Source organism: Paraglaciecola sp. 2405UD69-4 (assembly GCF_047525415.1).
Taxonomy (GTDB): domain Bacteria; phylum Pseudomonadota; class Gammaproteobacteria; order Enterobacterales; family Alteromonadaceae; genus Paraglaciecola.
On record NZ_JBLIXM010000002.1, the window covers coordinates 879,614 to 897,977 of the forward strand.

General features: G+C 39.7%; 16 protein-coding genes. 1 reads left to right on the forward strand and 15 read right to left on the reverse strand.

What is annotated here, in order from left to right; genetic code table 11:
- Nucleotides 1-14: 14 nt before the first annotated feature.
- The 4 genes from ACMUMK_RS10300 to ACMUMK_RS10315 are packed head-to-tail and all read right to left on the reverse strand — an operon-like array spanning nt 15 to nt 5,296.
- A complete protein-coding gene (locus ACMUMK_RS10300; RefSeq protein ID WP_414701030.1) occupies nt 15-614 on the reverse strand; it encodes a DUF938 domain-containing protein in 600 nt (199 codons plus the stop codon).
- Entirely contained in the window at nt 614-3,262 is a 2,649-nt protein-coding gene (metH, locus tag ACMUMK_RS10305) for a methionine synthase (RefSeq protein ID WP_414701031.1), read from the reverse strand. The genes ACMUMK_RS10300 and metH overlap by 1 nt, the downstream gene beginning before the upstream one ends.
- A gap of 9 nt (nt 3,263-3,271) precedes the next feature.
- Nucleotides 3,272-4,330 (reverse strand): homocysteine S-methyltransferase family protein, encoded by a 1,059-nt coding sequence (locus tag ACMUMK_RS10310; RefSeq protein ID WP_414701032.1) that lies wholly within the window; start codon nt 4,328-4,330, stop codon nt 3,272-3,274.
- Between the two features lie 45 nt (nt 4,331-4,375).
- Nucleotides 4,376-5,296, reverse strand: a complete 921-nt coding sequence (locus ACMUMK_RS10315) for a homoserine O-succinyltransferase (protein ID WP_414701033.1) — start codon at nt 5,294-5,296, stop codon at nt 4,376-4,378.
- A 265-nt stretch (nt 5,297-5,561) separates the two neighbouring features.
- On the opposite strand from ACMUMK_RS10315, the gene ACMUMK_RS10320 reads away from it, so the two are divergent.
- On the forward strand, nt 5,562-7,667 hold the full coding sequence (locus ACMUMK_RS10320; protein ID WP_414701034.1) for a prolyl oligopeptidase family serine peptidase: 2,106 nt from the start codon (nt 5,562-5,564) through the stop codon (nt 7,665-7,667).
- Between the two features lie 613 nt (nt 7,668-8,280).
- Here ACMUMK_RS10320 and ACMUMK_RS10325 read toward each other — a convergent pair.
- The 11 genes from ACMUMK_RS10325 to flhF form a co-directional block, all read right to left on the reverse strand.
- Nucleotides 8,281-8,691: a DUF2802 domain-containing protein gene (locus tag ACMUMK_RS10325; protein ID WP_414701035.1), complete on the reverse strand. Its 411-nt coding sequence runs from the start codon at nt 8,689-8,691 to the stop codon at nt 8,281-8,283.
- Nucleotides 8,692-8,776: 85 nt separating this feature from the next.
- Nucleotides 8,777-9,271: a chemotaxis protein CheW gene (locus tag ACMUMK_RS10330; protein ID WP_414701036.1), complete on the reverse strand. Its 495-nt coding sequence runs from the start codon at nt 9,269-9,271 to the stop codon at nt 8,777-8,779.
- Nucleotides 9,264-10,010: a chemotaxis protein CheW gene (locus ACMUMK_RS10335; protein ID WP_414701037.1), complete on the reverse strand. Its 747-nt coding sequence runs from the start codon at nt 10,008-10,010 to the stop codon at nt 9,264-9,266. Before ACMUMK_RS10335 ends, ACMUMK_RS10330 begins: the two co-directional genes overlap by 8 nt.
- The gene (locus ACMUMK_RS10340) at nt 10,007-10,786 is read right to left on the reverse strand and encodes a ParA family protein (protein WP_414701038.1); all 780 of its coding nucleotides are present in this window, start codon (nt 10,784-10,786) and stop codon (nt 10,007-10,009) included. The genes ACMUMK_RS10335 and ACMUMK_RS10340 overlap by 4 nt, the downstream gene beginning before the upstream one ends.
- A gap of 74 nt (nt 10,787-10,860) precedes the next feature.
- Nucleotides 10,861-11,970 (reverse strand): protein-glutamate methylesterase/protein-glutamine glutaminase, encoded by a 1,110-nt coding sequence (locus ACMUMK_RS10345; protein ID WP_414701039.1) that lies wholly within the window; start codon nt 11,968-11,970, stop codon nt 10,861-10,863.
- A 70-nt stretch (nt 11,971-12,040) separates the two neighbouring features.
- On the reverse strand, nt 12,041-14,200 hold the full coding sequence (locus tag ACMUMK_RS10350) for a chemotaxis protein CheW (protein WP_414701040.1): 2,160 nt from the start codon (nt 14,198-14,200) through the stop codon (nt 12,041-12,043).
- 13 nt (nt 14,201-14,213) lie between these two features.
- On the reverse strand, nt 14,214-14,978 hold the full coding sequence (locus tag ACMUMK_RS10355) for a protein phosphatase CheZ (RefSeq protein ID WP_414701041.1): 765 nt from the start codon (nt 14,976-14,978) through the stop codon (nt 14,214-14,216).
- A gap of 33 nt (nt 14,979-15,011) precedes the next feature.
- Complete coding sequence (cheY, locus tag ACMUMK_RS10360) at nt 15,012-15,395, reverse strand: chemotaxis response regulator CheY (RefSeq protein WP_414701042.1); 384 nt, start codon at nt 15,393-15,395, stop codon at nt 15,012-15,014.
- 55 nt (nt 15,396-15,450) lie between these two features.
- Nucleotides 15,451-16,179 carry an RNA polymerase sigma factor FliA gene (locus tag ACMUMK_RS10365; protein WP_414701043.1) on the reverse strand — a complete coding sequence of 243 codons (729 nt, stop codon included), beginning with the start codon at nt 16,177-16,179 and terminating at the stop codon, nt 15,451-15,453.
- Entirely contained in the window at nt 16,176-17,042 is an 867-nt protein-coding gene (locus ACMUMK_RS10370) for a MinD/ParA family protein (RefSeq protein WP_414701044.1), read from the reverse strand. Before ACMUMK_RS10370 ends, ACMUMK_RS10365 begins: the two co-directional genes overlap by 4 nt.
- On the reverse strand, nt 17,039-18,343 hold the full coding sequence (gene flhF / locus ACMUMK_RS10375; RefSeq protein ID WP_414701045.1) for a flagellar biosynthesis protein FlhF: 1,305 nt from the start codon (nt 18,341-18,343) through the stop codon (nt 17,039-17,041). The genes ACMUMK_RS10370 and flhF overlap by 4 nt, the downstream gene beginning before the upstream one ends.
- Nucleotides 18,344-18,364: the final 21 nt, after the last annotated feature.

Below are 18,364 nucleotides of genomic sequence, written 5' to 3' on the forward strand. Positions count from 1 at the left end.
TGGCTAACTAAAGGTTACTGACCTATTTTACGCCAAATTAAGATGAAGTTATTAGCAGGCATTGCAACTTTATCAACAAGCGTCAACCCTTTTGCCCATGCCACTAATTCTTCTACAGATCTAATCCCCCCACAGCCTTCTGATTCTAGGTGCTTGTCAAACCTTTGATTTGACTCACTGGTATATTTACCGTCGATATTAAACGGGCCATATTGACAAAAAACTCCACCTTCAGGTAAATTTTTAGCAATCATTTCCATCATCAGTTGTGCTTCGGCAGGTTGCATAATATGAGTAGTGTTTGCCGTAAATACAGCATCAAACTCACCTTTAGGCCAATCACTTTTTCCTAAAGTAAACTCCACAGGTGGCAGAATATTTGACGCATCACAATCCGCTAGCCAAGTGCGGATCCCATTATGATTATGTACCATATCGCTAGTTTGCCATTGTAAATGGCTAAGATGCTCACCAAAATAAACAGCGTGCTGTCCTGTTCCTGAACCGATTTCTAACACTTTATTATGCTCTTTAAGAGCCTGTTCTAGTACTTTAAGGATAACATCCTTGTTATTCTCACAAGACTGACTAAAGGGTTTATTTATTGAAGCCATTATAGGTTGGGTCCTAACCATTTTTCGGCTTCTAACCTATCCCACCCCTTTCGCTCAGCGTAATCAAGTAGTTGGTCTTCTTGAATTTTAGCCACTGCAAAATATCTGCAATCAGGATGAGAGAAATAGAATCCAGAAACTGCTGCACCAGGCCACATTGCATAACTCTCAGTGAGTTTCATTCCTGTGTTTTTCTCTACATCCAATAAATCCCATATTAGCTGTTTTTCAGTGTGCTCTGGACACGCGGCATACCCAGGTGCTGGTCTAATACCTTGATACTTTTCACGAATTAGCTCTTCATTACTAAGTGCTTCATCAGGTGCATAACCCCATAATTCTTTTCGAACTTTTTCATGTAAATATTCAGCAAAGGCTTCGGCAAATCTATCAGCTAACGCTTTAATCATTATCGAATTGTAATCATCACCATCATCTTCATAAGCTTTAGCTAACTCATCTTCCCAAGTACCAGCAGTGACAGCGAAAGCCCCTAAATAATCTGCTTTTTTAGAAGCTTTAGGCGCAATAAAATCACTTAAACAGTTGTTGGGCCCTTTAGGCTTTTCTGTCTGTTGTCGCAAATGGTGAGCCATATGAACCACTTTATCGCGGCTTTCATCAGCATAAATCTCTATATCATCTTGCACACGATTTGCTGGAAAAATTCCCATCACGCCACTTGCTTTTAAGTCTGGGTTATCGCACAGTTTTTTTAGCATGGCTTGGGCATCATCAAACAAGTTTTGAGCTTCTTTACCCACCACTTCATCTTGCAAAATCCTAGGGTACTTTCCAGCTAATGACCAAGTTAAAAAGAATGGAGTCCAATCAATGTAATCAATTAATTCGGCTAAGCCTAAGGTAACAGAGGTTATTCCTAACTGCTTAGGCACAGGGGGTTGGTAGTTTTCCCAGTCACACTTAAAACTATTTTCACGGGCCTGCTCTAACGTAATTGGCTTAGTTCTAGGTTGCTTTTTACCATGCTGAACACGAACTTTCTCGTACTCTTCAGATAACTCTTTACCAAAAGCGGCTCTGTTTTCAGGGGTAATTAATTTTTGACAAACACCAACCGCACGACTTGCATTGGGTACATAAACTACAGGATGTTGATAATTTTGCTCAATTTTAACAGCAGTATGGGCTTTTGATGTCGTAGCGCCACCAATCAGAAGCGGTAAATCAAAGTCTAAACGCTGCATTTCTTTTGCAACATGCACCATTTCATCTAGCGAAGGCGTGATCAAGCCAGATAAGCCTATCATGTCTACATTTTCTTCCTTCGCTACTTGCAGTAATTTAGCACAAGGAACCATTACTCCAAGATCAATAATTTCAAAGTTATTACATTGTAAAACCACACCCACGATATTTTTACCTATATCATGAACATCGCCTTTAACTGTCGCCAGGAGTATTTTTCCGTTACTACTTCCTTGGTCTTTCTCAAGCTCTATAAATGGATTTAAGTAGGCTACGGCTTTTTTCATAACCCGGGCTGATTTTACCACTTGTGGTAAAAACATTTTTCCCTCACCAAACAAATCCCCAACCACGTTCATACCGTCCATAAGAGGACCTTCTATCACATGCAGTGGCTTGTCAGCTTCTAAACGAGCAGCTTCGGTATCTTCTTCTATAAAGTCCATTATCCCGCGGATCAAAGCATGTTCTAGACGCTTATTTACCGGTAACTTACGCCATTCTAGATTATCTTTAACTTGGACTTTACCGCCACCTTGATATTTTGGAGCCAGTTCTAATAGGTTATCTGTAGCCTGAGAATGGCGGTTTAAAATAACATCTTCTACTGCTTCTTTTAGTTCAGCAGGAATTTGATCATAAACTTCTAGTTGCCCAGCATTTACAATTCCCATGTCCATTCCAGCTTTAATTGCATGAAATAAAAATACTGAGTGCATGGCCTCACGGACCGGGTTATTACCACGAAATGAAAATGAAACGTTAGATAACCCACCAGAAACATGGGCATGGGGCAAGTTTTGCCTAATTTTACGGGTAGCATTAATAAAATCGACAGCATAATTATTATGCTCTTCGATACCGGTAGCTACTGCAAAAATATTTGGGTCAAAGATAATGTCTTGTGGAGGAAACCCAATTTTTTCAGTCAATAGTTTGTAGCTACGCTCACAAATTTCATATTTGCGTTCTTCTGTATCAGCTTGCCCTACTTCATCAAACGCCATGACAACAGTAGCAGCACCATAGCGCTTTAATAATTTAGCTTGATGGAGGAAGTTTTCCTCTCCCTCTTTTAAGCTAATAGAGTTGACAATAGCCTTACCTTGAACACACTTTAAACCTGCCTCAATCACTGACCATTTAGAAGAGTCAATCATGACAGGCACTCTTGAAATATCTGGTTCAGATGCAATTAAATTCAAAAACCGAGTCATAGCAGCTTCTGAATCCAACATGGCTTCATCCATGTTTACATCAATGATTTGCGCACCATTTTCTACTTGTTGCCTAGCAACGTCTAACGCTTTCTCATAGTTATCTTCTAAAATAAGACGCTTAAACATTGCTGAGCCTGTAACATTTGTTCGCTCACCAACATTCACAAAATTAGCTGATGCCTGAGAGGGTTGCTCAACTTCTACTTCAATTTTACTCATCACAACCGCCTACAATACAAAAGGTTCTAAACCAGACAAACGCATTTTTACTTCTCGCTGCACTATTTTTCTAGGTTCGTAATCTTTTACAGCACTAGCAATAGCTTTTACGTGTTCAGGGGTACTGCCACAACAGCCTCCGACAATATTCAACAAACCTGCCTCAGCCCACTCTTTAATATGCTCAGCCATTTCATCAGCCTCCATATCATACTCACCGAATTCGTTAGGTAGACCAGCGTTTGGATGGGCTGACACAAAACACTCTGCAATTTGCGATACTTCATCAACGTATTGACGCAATAAGTCTGGTCCTAAAGCGCAATTTAAACCAAAAGAAAAAGGGGCGACATGATTCATCGAATAATAAAATGCTTCAGCAGTTTGACCTGATAAAGTACGACCAGAGGCATCGGTTATTGTACCAGAAATCATAATAGGTAAACTAATATTCAGCTCATCAAATACAGACTGAACAGCAAACACGGCGGCTTTAGCATTTAAGGTATCGAAAATAGTTTCTACCATTATTAAATCCGCGCCCCCCTCGATTAAGCCATGAGTAGCTTCAACATAGATTTCAACTAACTCATCAAAAGTGACATTTCGTTTACCTGGATCATTTACATCAGGAGATATTGAAGCAGTACGGCTAGTAGGCCCTAACACACCCGCCACAAACCTTGGTTTGTCAGGAGTTAGCGCCGTATATTTTTCAGCTGCTTTTTTCGCTAACTTGGTAGCTTCAATGTTTATCTCTTTTGCAAGATCTTGCATATGGTAGTCTGCCATTGAAATCGCAGTAGCGTTAAAAGTATTTGTTTCAATAATGTCTGCACCCGCTTCAAAATAGGCACAATGTATGTTGTAGATCAATTCAGGCTGGGTTAATACCAGTAAATCATTATTGCCTTTAACATCAGATTTCCAATCAGAGAAACGCTCACCTCTATAGTCTGCCTCTTCCAATTTATGTTCTTGGATCATAGTACCCATAGCACCATCAAGTATTAAAATTCTTTGCTGTGCTGCGTCTATTAATTGCTGCTTAGGTATAGGGTGACTCAAGATTAATCCTCTTTAATATTACTGTTTTTATAACAACTTTTTCTATTACTCTGAAAGCTTCGCTAAATCATATGGTGTATTTTGATAAACATAGTAGTTTAACCAGTTAGTAAAAAGTAAACTGCCATGAGCCCGCCAATTAAGAATAGGCTCTTTACTAGGATCATCATCAATAAAGTAGTTTACAGGGATTTGTACATCATCATTAGTTAATAAATCTCTCTGATACTCTTGTTTTAACGAATCTTGATCATATTCCGGATGCCCTGTAACAAAAACTAACCTCTTATCATCAGAAGCGATGATATAAGCCCCACCTTCTTTTGAGCTAGCAAGAACATTCAATTCTGGAACCGAATTATATTCTTCTATACTGATTTCACCATAGCGAGATTGAGGAGCATTAAAAGTATGATCAAATCCTCGCAATAATTCTTCATGCTCACTTTGCACAAAGTGACGATACACACCACTTAGCTTATTTTCCCTTAATCGTCGGTTAATTCCAAAATAATGATAAATAGCAGCATGGGCGGCCCAGCATGAAAACAAAGTAGATTGCACATTGCGACGAGCCCAATCCATAATCACTGTCATTTTGTCCCAATATTTTACATCACTGTAGGCCAAATGAGCCAAGGGCGCACCGGTTACAATTAGTCCATCGTATTGTTTATGGGAAATAGCATCAAACTCAACATAAAAATTATCCATATGTGCTGCAGGAGTATTTTTAGGCGCTTGGTTATCAATACGAATCAAATCTATATTCACTTGCAAAGGAGTGTTGGATAACAGACGTAAAAATTGCTCTTCTGTCTCCAACTTGTTCGGCATTAAATTTAAGATCCCTACTTCCATAGGCCTAATATCTTGTTTAGCAGCACGCAATGTGTCCATAACAAAGATATTCTCTCTGTTTAGTACATTTTGAGCAGGTAAATTACTAGGAACTCTTATAGGCATGATGACTCCAATGCTGACAATATTGAGTATTCAATCTTGCCAAATCCCTCACAAAAGTCAACATCTTTACGTCTAGACGTCTAAATGAAAGATATACTAAATAGTTAAATATACTGCAAATCTTAGAATTAGAGCGACTAGGCGACCAAAAGTCTTTTTATACTTACCACCAAGTTATCAATATCCCCACATTAGAAAGATGGTTGATTTTCAACCAGAGTAGTGACAGGATTAAGTAATTGCTAAGCTAGAAAAGGAAATTCACATGCACGCAAATAAGCTAATACTCGCTGTATTCGCTCTCATAATAGTCAGTTGCAGCTCTACAGAATCACCTCAGAAAACTAAGCCAAATTACCCAGATTCAAAACAACACATTGTTATAGATGAATTGCATGGTCATAAAATTGCGGACCCTTTTCGTTGGTTAGAAGAAGATTATTCGCCAGAGACTCGTAAATGGATTGAGTCGCAACAAGTTTTTGCAGAAGCTCAACTCAGCAACCTTCCTACGTATTCCGAATTTAATGAGCTCCTAAACCGAATGTCAAAGTCTACAAAAAATGCCACTCCATTATTAAAAGGAGATTATTTATTCGTATGGAAACACCCGGCAGAAAGTAACGCATGGAAGTATTTCGTTAAAGATAAGGTAGGGAAAGAAAGAGTTTTACTAGACCCCTATGAATTTAGTAACGAGGGCACCGCCAGAGTTGAAATTTTAGATATAAGTAGCGATGGCAAGATGGTTGCCTACGGCCTGACATTAACCGGAGCAGACGAACAAGAAGTGAGGTTTAGAAATGTCGTGACAGGGAAAGATCTTAAGACGGTTTTACCTTACGGGCTATATAATCAGTTAGAATTTAAGCAAGACGGATCTGGCTTTTTCTATGTCAAACGCACTCGAGACGAATCAGAACTTATATATGAACACAGATTTGGAACGAAGTTAAATGATGACAAAGTAATTTTTGGGCAAGGCATTCCCCTTGATAACTGGATTGCAGTTAATGAGTCAAAGTCAGGTCGTTACCAAATTTTTTCAGTTGAACATGGCTGGTCTCGCTCCGACTTATACCTTAGGGATGTCACTGAACCTAATCAGTTAGTAACTTTGGTTGAAGGTAAAGATGGTCAATTCAATGCGTGGTTTATTGGAGAAAGATTATTTATATTCAGTAATTTTTCAGCTAATAATGGTGAAGTTTTTGAAGTTGACCTTGCCCAACCCGAGTACGAAAATTGGAAGGTAGCTATAAAAGAAAACTCAGAAAGGGTGATTGACTATGTGTCTGTCATCGATAATAAACATGCAGTAACCTATTTGCATAATGTGCAAAATGAACTGCATATATTCTCCGTTAACGGAGCCTTATTAGAACAGGTTCCCATACCAAAATTTTCATCAATTACCAAAATCTCGGGAAACGCCGAATCAGACGAATTTTTCTTTGGTAGTGAATCTTTTTTATCACCCAGAACAACCTTTAAGTATAAATTAGGCAGTGAAAAAATTGAGGTATATTCAAAGGACGAAGTTGCGTTTAATAGTGAAGCTTATGAGGTAAAACAATTTTGGATCTCATCAAAAGATAATACCAAGTTTCCAATCTTTTTAATGGGTAAAAAAGGCTTTAATACTTCAGAACCCAAACCCACTATATTGTATGGTTATGGAGGGTTTGCATACAGCATAAAGCCTAGATTTTCGACACCACTGGCAGCTTGGTTAGAAATGGGGGGCCTGTACGCTATTGCTAATATCCGTGGCGGAGCAGAATTTGGAAAAGAATGGCATCGCCAGGGGCAACTTGCAAATAAGCAAAACGTTTTTGATGATTTTATAGCAGCAGCCAGCTGGCTTAAAAGTAAAAGCTATACTTCTAAAGAGCAACTATCAATACAGGGAGCCAGCAACGGTGGTTTATTGGTAGCCTCAGTTATTACTCAAGTTCCCGATCTTGCAAATGCAGTGGTATGCCAAGTGCCTGATTTAGATATGATTGGTTACTATCGCTTCAAAAACAATAATGCGCCTGCATTACTTGAATATGGCAATGCTTCTATTAAAACACAGTTTGAATACCTGATTAAATACTCACCTTATCAAGCTGTAGAAAAAGGGGTGGCGTATCCAGCCATTTATATAAGTAGTGGCGACTTCGACACCCGGGTACCACCACTTCAGGCGCGAAAAATGACGGCAAAGCTACAGCAATATTCAAGTGGTGACGCGCCTATTGTTCTTAAGTATGACGAGCAAGGCGGTCATACATCTGGAGGCTCAAATACGCAAAAAGCGTTAAACTCAGCTGCCGAGTATTTAGCTTTCATGGCTAAATACACTGGCCTCCAACCTAAACGCTAATGAATGGTTACCGGCACAGCGTGCTTGTTTTTTTCATATCGCTATTTGTATTTAGATGCGCTGAGGTACTCCTTTCACTCAATGTATGTGTTGTAGATGAGTGATCGTCTGCTGCATATTATTCAAGGGTAGAGCCAATAGGTCTGCTCTAGGGCCCTGAAACGGACTGTTATATCAGAATCATCCAATGGCTGTAATTCGCTCTTCGTAGTCGAACAGATTTAAGATACTTATTTAAAGTGCAAGATTGAATCTGGATTAAAGTAAATTTACACGTATATAACTATCTTTTCAGGCTAATACTTCAACCAAGATGGATTCCCTTTTTAGAGAGTTTCAACCTTGGCTGCAAATGCTAAATCCTCATTTTATTGAGAATTACTTTAATTTTATATTCTCAAGTTGACCTATAACCTTTTGATTTCTATAGGCCGTGATTTTCATTTCAGAATAAATTCACCAAAAGAGCAATTAGGGCTTAGTTATAGAAGTGAGGCATATTACAGATACTTCAAGGATGTTGTTTTTCTTATTATTAAATGACAATAAATGGACTGCGAGGATGATATGCTAAATCACTATGGTTAAAAAACCTTAGGGATAACAGCTAGGATCAGCGACTGTTCTTATGCAAGTTAAAAAGAAGTTCTGCCTCAGCGGTTGGCATATCACACTCATTTATAACTTCAGACAAACTTGCACCGTCATTAATCAGTTTTGCAGCTTTGTTATAAAATCGACTTTGCGGATCTTGCTCAGCCAGCAGTTGATGAGCAGACTGTAAGTCTTTTAGCTCTTGACTAAGCCCTTTAACTCTTTTGCTCACCCCAATACTACCACTACGAACCTCATGGAGCTCTTCCCGCAGAAGGTTAATACCCGAGCTTAATTCAGATAGTGTATTAAGGCATGACTGTGTTTGAAGCCAAACATCTTTATTACGCTTGTAACTTTTAAAAATAAGTCCTAAGCAGAACACCGCAATGACGCAAGCGACAATACTCAGAATAAGTGGAATAGTCATAAACGCCTCAATGCAGTGACTTATTTTAAATTAGAAACCACAACAGCTGGAAACAACAAACAATGCCTTACAGATGTTAAAGTTATTAAATATTAGAGATTTCGTTCCATTCTTCATCATTCAGTAGTTTGTCTAAATCCACTAAAATTAATAGCTGACCATCTCGGTTACTCACGCCTTGAATAAACTTAGCACTTTCTTCAGTACCTACATTTGGTGCACTATCAATCTCTGAAGATCTTAAATAAACCACTTCAGCGACGCTATCTACTAGTATTCCAACAACTTGTTCATCAGACTCGATGATTACAATACGAGTGTTATCTGTCATGTCTGAAGGCGGTAAACCAAAACGTGAACGTGTATCGATTACGGTAACAACATTCCCCCTAAGGTTAATAATGCCTAGTACATAATCAGGTGCGCCTGGAACTGGGGCAATTTCTGTATAACGCAATACTTCCTGCACTTGCATTACATTTATCCCATAGGTTTCTTCAGCTAGTTTATAAGTTACCCACTGCAAAACTTCATCGCCACTTGCAGCTACGGTATTGCTTGCACTTCTTTCGTCACTCATTCAAATTGCTCCGGCCTGAATCAGGCAAATCGTTACAGCTTAAGCCTTGGTCTAACATAGTAACTAATTGTTTAACGTTTACCAAAGCACACATTTTCTTCTTAACCATACCAGATACCCAAGGGCGACTACCTTTAATGTTACGCCACTTTACATCCTCTGGAGATAAAGTTACGTTGTTAATAAGGCTTTCACAACTCAGTCCCCACTGACTATCACCTAACACTATAAGATATTGGTATTTTGTAGACTCTGCCACCTTTTCTATAGACTTTTCTGGCATTAGCCACTTGATAGTGTCAACGACATTATACTTTTCATCTCTAATAATCATTACACCGTTAAACCAAGCCGGCTTACCAAATAGCTGATTTACGCTTTCAAACTGATGTATTCCACCTAACTCAGTTAAAGGAACAGCCAAAGTCATACCTGCTACCTCAAAGATCAATACCTGAAACTTTTCGGTTGGAATAACACCTAATTCCTTTTCGCTTGATTTTACATCGGTAGATACTTTAGTTTCGACCAGTGGCTTAACAACTTTAGCCACAATAGGCTCAGATTGTACAAATTTATCTTCAGTATGTTCGAAAGGCTCGCTTCTAGAAGCAGGAACCGCCTTTAACAAATGCTCTACTGCCTGCCTTTGAACTTCTTCTACTGGCGGCTCTTCGGTCAATAGTGCTGACATATAGTCTTCCATAACGCTTTCATCAGCAAAGTGGCGACGACTCATATCTCTCCTTCCAATTTCTCTAAAAAAGTAAGAAGTTTACTGTAAGCAAACACTCCTCTTGACTTAGGGCTATATACCGACGGGGGACTTTGTGCTTGGCTAGCATCTCTAAATTTAGTATCAATAGGGATTAAGCCAACCCATACCTTGTCTTTATATGATCTGGTTAACGTGCTGTAAGACCCTGTCGCTGCTTTAACTCTCTTGTCATACATAGTAGGTACTATTGTATATACAAACTGCTTCGATAAGGACTTTTGCATGACATCCATGGAATGCATCATTCTCTCTAACCCTTTTAATGCCAAAAACTCAGTTTGTACGGGCACAATAACACGGTCACATGCAGCTAAAGCATTGATCATCAGGACGCCTAAAACCGGCGGACAGTCAACTATCGCATAATCAAACTCATCAGATACTAAATCCAAAGCACGGCGCAAAAGAAGCCCCATACCATTTTGGGTTCCCAGCTTCCTATCCAATGTCGCCATCGCCATAGTCGCCGGCAAAATAAATAAAGAGTCTAACTTAGTTGGGCATAAACTATCTAAAACTGTATCTTTACTTAAGCCCTCCCCTGCAGTAAAAACAGTGTAAAGGCTAGAAGAGAGCTCTTCTGAGTCTACCCCAAAATAGTAACTCAAAGACGCTTGAGGGTCTGTATCCACAAGTAGCACTCTTTTGCCTTTTTGAGCGAGTAAGCCACCTAGGGTAACAGTAGTTGTAGTTTTACCTACCCCCCCCTTCTGATTAGCAACAGTCCAGGTAATCACAATTACGCCTTAGCTATATAATTAATGAAAGAGGTATAACTAACTTTATAATTCACAGATATGCCCCTCCAAATTTACCTACGCATTTCAGCTTTAATACGACCAGACATTTGTTCTATGTCGTAATTCTCTTGTGATATTCCAGCAACAGTTACTGCTTGTGGCATTCCATATACAACACAACTATTTGCATCTTGAGCCCAAATAGTGGCCCCTTGGCTTTTCAGTTTACGGCACCCTTCTCTACCGTCAGCCCCCATACCAGTCAAAATAACAGCTAAAACGTTACCCAAATAAACATCACTCAAGGAGTCAAACGTAAGATCAACACTTGGCTTATAAATATGATCAGGATACCTTTGCGTTTCATGGATAGTTAACCTTGCTAAACTTCCCTTTCCCTCCACAATCATTTGTTTGCCTCCTGGTGCAATATAACAAACACCTGGTTTCAAACTATCCCCTTGCTCTCCTTCCTTGACTTGTATCTGACATAAATCGTTTAAGCGCTTAGCAAATGCCTTGGTAAAGGTACCTGGCATGTGTTGCACAACAACAATAGGAACCTTAAAACTAGCTGGTAAAGCGGTTAAAATTTTCTGAAGGGCGACTGGTCCACCAGTAGATGCCCCGATTGCCAAACATTGATAATTCTTTACTTTATAGGTGCTGCTACTAATATCGCTTTTATTTTCATGACTAACTGCCCTAGGAGGCGGGCGGCTTAGTAGTAAATTTTTCTGCCCTTTGTTTACCACTCTAGAAGAAGGGCTACTAATATGCCTTTTTTTGAGACAAAGCGCTTTCACGCGGCCTTGTAGTAAACGTACAGCTTCTTCTCTATTTAAAGCAATATCTTCAAATTTCTTAGGAAGAAAGTCTAATGCGCCAGCATCTAAGGCCTCTAATGTAGCTTTGGCCCCTTCACTTGTTAGTGATGAAAACATAATAATTGGAACGGGGGCAGTAGCCATTATACTTTTAACTGCAGTAATACCATCCATTACTGGCATTTCAACATCCATGGTTACCACATCAGGCTTTAATCTTCTTACTTCAGCTAACGCTTCTCTACCGTCCTTAGCTTCGCCTACCACTTGAAGCTCTTTATCTTTCTCTAATATCTGAGTGATCCTACGACGAAAAAAAGTTGAGTCGTCAACAATTAGAATCCTATAAGCCATGTCGCCTATTACCTTATTAACATTTTTAGCTTAGATGGGTGGTTATTGCAGACCTGCTCCACTTTAGTCGCTATGATTTTTTTACAGCGTACCTTTTAAGTAAGCCGGGAATATCTAAAATTAGCGCTATACCACCATCACTAGTGATGGTTGCACCTGCCATTCCTGGCGTGCCTTGCAATAACTCATCCAAAGGCTTTATCACGACTTCCTCTTGACCAATTAGCGCGTCGACCACAAATCCAAGCTGTTGCGTACCGATTTGGACCACGACAACATGTCCTTTTGCTCTATCAATACTTGTTTTATCTTTACTCAGCCACTCTGCTAGATAAAACAGCGGAATCGCCCGTGAACGCACAATCATAGTCAATTGGCCATCCACTTTATTGGTCTTTTCAATATCCATGTTAATAATTTCATTCACAGAGCCCAGTGGCAAAGCAAATGTCTGTTTACCAATCACGATCATCAAGGTAGGTAAAATAGCCAGAGTCAGAGGCACTTTAATCTCTAAGGTTGTTCCAACCCCCATTTTTGAATCTATATTTACCGTACCATTTAATTGATTAATTTTGGTTTTCACGACGTCCATGCCGACACCACGACCAGAAACCTCAGATATTTCAGTCTTAGTTGAAAAACCTGGCGCAAATATCAAATTAAATGCTTCAACATCAGTCATTCTTGCTGCAGCATCTGCGTCCAGTACTCCTCTAGAAATAGCAATCTCTTTTAACTTATCCGGGTCCATCCCTTTACCATCATCAACAATTGTCAAGAGTATATGGTCACCCTCTTGTGATGCGGATAATTTTACCGTTCCTAAACTGGGCTTACCTGCTGCTTTTCTCTCTTCTGGCATTTCTATGCCGTGATCGACAGAGTTCCTAACTAAATGCACCAATGGATCAGCTAGTGCTTCCACTAAGTTTTTATCTAAATCTGTTTCTTCACCTTCTAATTCTAAGGTAATCTCTTTTTTCAATGTTCTAGCAAGGTCACGAACAACTCGAGGAAATCTTCCGAAAACCTTTTTAATTGGCTGCATTCGCGTTTTCATCACAGCACCTTGCAAGTCACCGGTGACAACATCAAGGTTAGCAATCGCTTTTGACATGCTTTCATCGTTGACATTAACCCCCAAACTCAACAAGCGATTTCTAACTAAAACCAACTCTCCAACCATATTCATAATCTGATCTAAACGTTTAGTATCAACACGAACCGTGGTTTCACCTTGAACAGGAGTCGCAGGCTTTTTCTCATCTTTGGTTGTTGTTGGCTTTGCAACTCGTTTGGCTGGTGCGCTAGGCGCTGTAGGTTTATTAGGCGCAGCTTTTGATTCCGGCGCTGTGTTTTTAACAACTTTGTCTGCTTTGACTTCAGGCTTACTTGCTGGGGTATTCACATCAGATGGCGCGGGGGCTTCGTTTGCAGCAGGCCCTTTGCCTTTACCGTGCAATTCATCTAATAATGCTTCAAACTCATCATCAGTAATATCATCACCTGAAGAACTGCTTGGGGTTTCGCTACTATCTGCTACTGCGGGTGTTGCTTCTGCCTTAAACTGCCCTTTCCCGTGAAGTTCATCTAGTAAGGCTTCAAACTCATCATCACTTATATCTTCATCCCCTGAAGAAACAGGCTCTGAAACCGGAGTTTCTTTAGAAGCTGGCGGATTATTACCATGTAACTCATCTAATAATGCTTCAAACTCGTCCTCACTAAAGTCATCTGTGGCAGATGGTGTCGCTGAATCATCATCGATGGGTTCGGTTACTGGCTCTACTTCCTCAATCACAGCAGCTTCTTCAATTGTCTGTACTTCGTCTTCAGATTCAGGTTGGCTTAATCTAGTTAAGGTTTCGATGAGTTCTTGGTCGGCTGCTACTAGAGGTTCTCCAGCTTTTACATTATCAAACATGACGACCACAGAGTCGGTAGCTTGTAAAATAACATCCATGAGCTCTGGGGTTAGGGTTCGCTGGCCATTTCGCATAACATCGAATACATTTTCTGCACCATGGCAAATTTCAACTAGCTCAGTAAGCGACAAGAAACCAGCGCCGCCTTTTACTGTATGGTAGCCACGAAATATCGCGTTGAGTAAATCAGCGTCTTCAGGGTTATTTTCTAAATCAACCAGTTGCTCCTGCAACTGCTCTAATATTTCCCCTGCCTCGACCAAAAAGTCTTGTAATATTTCCTCATCTACATCAAACGCCATATCTTCAGTACCCCTAAAACCCTAGACTCGAAAGCAAATCATCAACGTCATCTTGATTAGACGCTACATCTTCTCTACTGTCTGCGTCCAAGATTGGACCCTCAGCCTTAACCTTATCGGCTTTGTTATCAGATATATTAGAACTTTCAGATGCCTGCTCTTTATCTTTTAACTCAAGCCCCCCAAATATCGTCAGCATATCGACTAAACTGTCTTCAACTTCTTTTACTAACTCGATTACTCTGCGGATTACTTGACCTGTCAAATCTTGGTAGCCTTGTGCCATCAGCACTTCTGTCAAAAAGCCAGTAAGATTAGTGGTGCCATCAACACCATTTTGAAGAAACTCATCCATGTTCTTAACTAACTGATTAAACTCGCCTAGTTTCAGCTCACGTGCCATCAGCTTTTTCCACTCAGGCTGGAGTTTTACAATGCCAGAATTTAAATCGGTAGCAACCAACATACATGAATCCACCAAATCCATCGTTTTATTTGCTGCGTCTTCGGTTAGTTCCATAACATAGGTAAGCCTACTCTGTGCATCTGGAATATCTTCATTTGCTAAATCGGCAATACGAGGATCGAGTTGAAAATGATTCAAAGAATCATGTAATTGACGAGTTAGCTTTCCAACTTCAGCAAATAACTCAATTGATGCATGCTTTCCTGTACTATCAAGAAGATCATGGGCTTCTTGGTTTTCACCACTTTCAATCAAGCTTACCAATTTCTTAGCATCTTCAAGCGAAATGGGAGGTGAACTTAGGGTGTTCATATAGTCTCTCCTAGCACTCAGGGAAACCTGAATTTAGCCTAAACGTTCGAATATTTTCGCCAACTTCTCTTTCAGTGTGGCAGCAGTAAAAGGCTTAATGACATAACCATTAACCCCAGCTTGAGCTGCAGCAACTATTTGTTCTTTCTTTGCCTCAGCTGTTACCATTAAAACAGGAATGTGCTTTAGCTTTTCATCTGCTCTAATTGCTCTTAGCAAGTCAATACCTTGCATACCAGGCATATTCCAGTCAGTTACTACAAAGTCAAAAACACCTTGCTGAAGCATAGGTAATGCAGTACTGCCATCATCCGCTTCTTGTATGTTAGTAAAACCAAGATCTTTTAAAAGATTCTTGATAATACGGCGCATTGTCGAAAAGTCATCAACAACAAGAATTTTCATGTTCTTATCCAAAACCACCTCCGGTGAGAATCAAAACGTCCCGTTCTGTTTCATATATATCATTACGTTATTCATGTGAGCGCCAATATTGCATACGAGATTTTAGTTTCAACATAGCTTGGCTATGTATTTGACTTACTCTAGACTCGCTAACATCAAGCACTTCACCTATTTCTCTTAAGTTTAATTCTTCATCATAGTACAGAGACAGTACAATGGCTTCTCTCTCTGGTAAAGTAGTGATGGTATAAGCAAGTGCTTTTTGAAATGAACCTTGAACCAAATCATCAAAAGGTGCATCAGATCCTTTCGTTTGCTCAGTTCCAATCACATCTTCAGTTACCCCGAGATCTTCCATTCCTATTATTTTGCCAGCATTCACTTCATTTAACATTTGATGATAGCTTTCAATACTAACTTGTAATTTCTCAGCAACATCAATGTCCCTTGCATCTCTACCCGTTGCTCTTTCTACTTGATTAATGGCCTCTGTTATCGCTCTACCATTTTTATGTACAGATCGTGGCGTCCAATCACCTTTTCTAATCTCATCTAACATGGAGCCTCTTATCCTGATACCAGCAAAGGTTTCAAAACTGGCACCTTTACTACCGTCAAAATTTCTAGAAGCCTCTAAAAGCCCAATCATGCCTGCTTGAATCAAATCGTCAACCAAAACACTTGCTGGCAAACGCACCATTAAATGATGTGCGATACGTTTAACCAAAGATGCATGGCGTTCAACCAACTCATTCTTATTAGCTAGTTGTTGATAGGCTGATGCTTTACTAGTCACCGGTTATCTTCCACTGTTTTCTTTGTTACTAATTGCTCAAGAAAAAACTCTAAATGCCCACCTGGTTGGTTAGGAATTGGCCAGCTGATTGCTTTTTGAGCCAAGCCTCGAATTGCTTTTGCAGCTGGCGCTGTAGGAAAAGCTTCAACAACCGCTTTTTGTTTTCTAACAGACTTACGTACATTCTCATCAAAAGGTACCACTGCAACCAATTCTAATGCGACATCCAAAAATCTATTTGTCACTTTGGTTAGCTTTGAAAATAGCTCGTCACCCTCACGTAGACTACGAACCATGTTAGCAACAATTTTAAAGCGGAAGATCCCATGCTCTTTGTTTAATATTTTGATTAATGCATAAGCATCAGTCAATGATGTGGGTTCATCACACACCACAACCAAAATATCTTGAGCTGCTTTTGAAAAGCTTAAAACCATATCTGAGATGCCAGCAGCGGTATCCACAATCAACACATCAATTTGCGATTGTAGCTCACTAAACGCTCGAATAAGACCTGCATGTTCAGTGGGCGTCAACTCAGTCATTGACTGACTTCCACTTGTCGCTGGCGCTATTTGAATTCCATATGGTCCTTCAACCAATACATCATCTAACGTACATTCACCGGACAAGACATGAGACAAGTTTTTCTCAACCCTAAGTCCCAATAACACATCTACGTTAGCTAACCCTAAATCGGCATCGAGAACCATAACTCGCTTACCTTGCTGTGCCATAGAAATAGCAGTATTCAAGGTAACATTGGTTTTTCCTACACCACCTTTACCGCCTGTGACAGCAATAACTTTAATTAATCTAGATTGATTCATTCTTCTAAGGCTACTCGCTTGGTCCTCAATCATATTGCCGCTACTTCACTGTTAACTTGACTAGCGGTAGTATGAATTAAAGCATATTTTTTATAAAGCTTTGCTGCACTTGTAATTAAATACTTAGTGCTGGCTGACTGCAAGTCTTCTGGGACTCTTTGCCCGTCAGCTAGATAACAAACCTGTAATTTGTTTTCGATGGCCACACTTATGGCCTCTCCTAAACTGTAACACTCATCTAACTTAGTCAAAATACACCCATGCAAAGAAATCTTTCGATACTCGTTCACTGTTTGCTGCATAGCTTGATATTGACAGTTCGCTTGTATCACTAAATATTTACGTATGTTAACACATGAATTTTGTTTTATTGTATCTAACTGCTTGATTAACCTTGCATCTTTTTGACTATAACCAGCAGTGTCTATTAATACTAACCGTTTATTCTTAAATTGAAAAAGTAAATCAGTTAACTGATTTGCGTCTTGTGCTTGTTTTACAGGACACCCAATTATTTTACCGTAAGTCGCTATTTGGTCAAATGCCCCAATTCGGTAGTTATCTAGGGTTATTACCGCAACGTTTTCCACTCCGTATTTTCTTACTGCTTGTGCAGCCAACTTAGCAATTGTAGTGGTTTTTCCAGTTCCTGTTGGCCCCATTAAAGCGACAACGCCAGGTTGAGACAAAATATCATCATGTTTAGTCTGCAATTTATTAGCAAGTAACTTTAGCAAAAATAGCCAAGCCTGGCGCTCATCACATGACTCTGGGGTATATGAAACCACTTCATCTGCTAAAGAGGACGAAATACCCATACCTTGTAATTTTTCGAGCAAGTAGCCGTGTAATGGATGTTGTCTTTGTTTTTCTTGGGCAATCAAACCTGACACTTGAAACTGAAGAATATTTCTTAAAGATGATAACTCTTTACGCATATCAGCTAACGCATCGGTTTGATGGTTTTGACGAGGTGGTTGAGAACGATTAACAGCATGACTTTTCGAATCTTCGGGGCGATAAGTCTCAATATCATCGGTTTTATTGACCTTTGCTTGAGATTGTTTTTCCAGTAAGGCTTTTAAACTATCAGGTGCAGTATCACCTATAATCTCGCTCAAAGATGGTGTTTTAGTAGCTGTTTGCTGGCTAGTTACATCTCTTGATTTCTTGGGTACAAGTTGTGCATCTGGTTCTTTGTCGTATGCAGCGACTATCTCAATACCATCTGCGTGCTTTTTGTTAGACATAATAACAGCATCACCGCCTAACTCATCTTTAACTTGTTTAAGCGCTTCTCGCATGTCTTTGCCATAAAACCGTCTAATCTTCACTTTTCCCCCTTAGGCTAATAA

Excerpts from the sequence above, each read along its gene's own strand:
- ACMUMK_RS10355 (WP_414701041.1), bottom strand. The coding sequence starts at position 14,978 with ATGAACACCCTAAGTTCACCTCCCATTTCGCTTGAAGATGCTAAGAAA.
- ACMUMK_RS10330 (WP_414701036.1), bottom strand. The coding sequence starts at position 9,271 with ATGAGTGACGAAAGAAGTGCAAGCAATACCGTAGCTGCAAGTGGCGAT.
- metH (WP_414701031.1), bottom strand. The coding sequence starts at position 3,262 with ATGAGTAAAATTGAAGTAGAAGTTGAGCAACCCTCTCAGGCATCAGCT.
- ACMUMK_RS10320 (WP_414701034.1), top strand. The coding sequence starts at position 5,562 with ATGCACGCAAATAAGCTAATACTCGCTGTATTCGCTCTCATAATAGTC.
- ACMUMK_RS10345 (WP_414701039.1), bottom strand. The coding sequence starts at position 11,970 with ATGGCTTATAGGATTCTAATTGTTGACGACTCAACTTTTTTTCGTCGT.
- ACMUMK_RS10350 (WP_414701040.1), bottom strand. The coding sequence starts at position 14,200 with ATGGCGTTTGATGTAGATGAGGAAATATTACAAGACTTTTTGGTCGAG.
- ACMUMK_RS10315 (WP_414701033.1), bottom strand. The coding sequence starts at position 5,296 with ATGCCTATAAGAGTTCCTAGTAATTTACCTGCTCAAAATGTACTAAAC.
- ACMUMK_RS10325 (WP_414701035.1), bottom strand. The coding sequence starts at position 8,691 with ATGACTATTCCACTTATTCTGAGTATTGTCGCTTGCGTCATTGCGGTG.
- ACMUMK_RS10370 (WP_414701044.1), bottom strand. The coding sequence starts at position 17,042 with ATGATTGAGGACCAAGCGAGTAGCCTTAGAAGAATGAATCAATCTAGA.
- ACMUMK_RS10300 (WP_414701030.1), bottom strand. The coding sequence starts at position 614 with ATGGCTTCAATAAATAAACCCTTTAGTCAGTCTTGTGAGAATAACAAG.
- ACMUMK_RS10335 (WP_414701037.1), bottom strand. The coding sequence starts at position 10,010 with ATGAGTCGTCGCCACTTTGCTGATGAAAGCGTTATGGAAGACTATATG.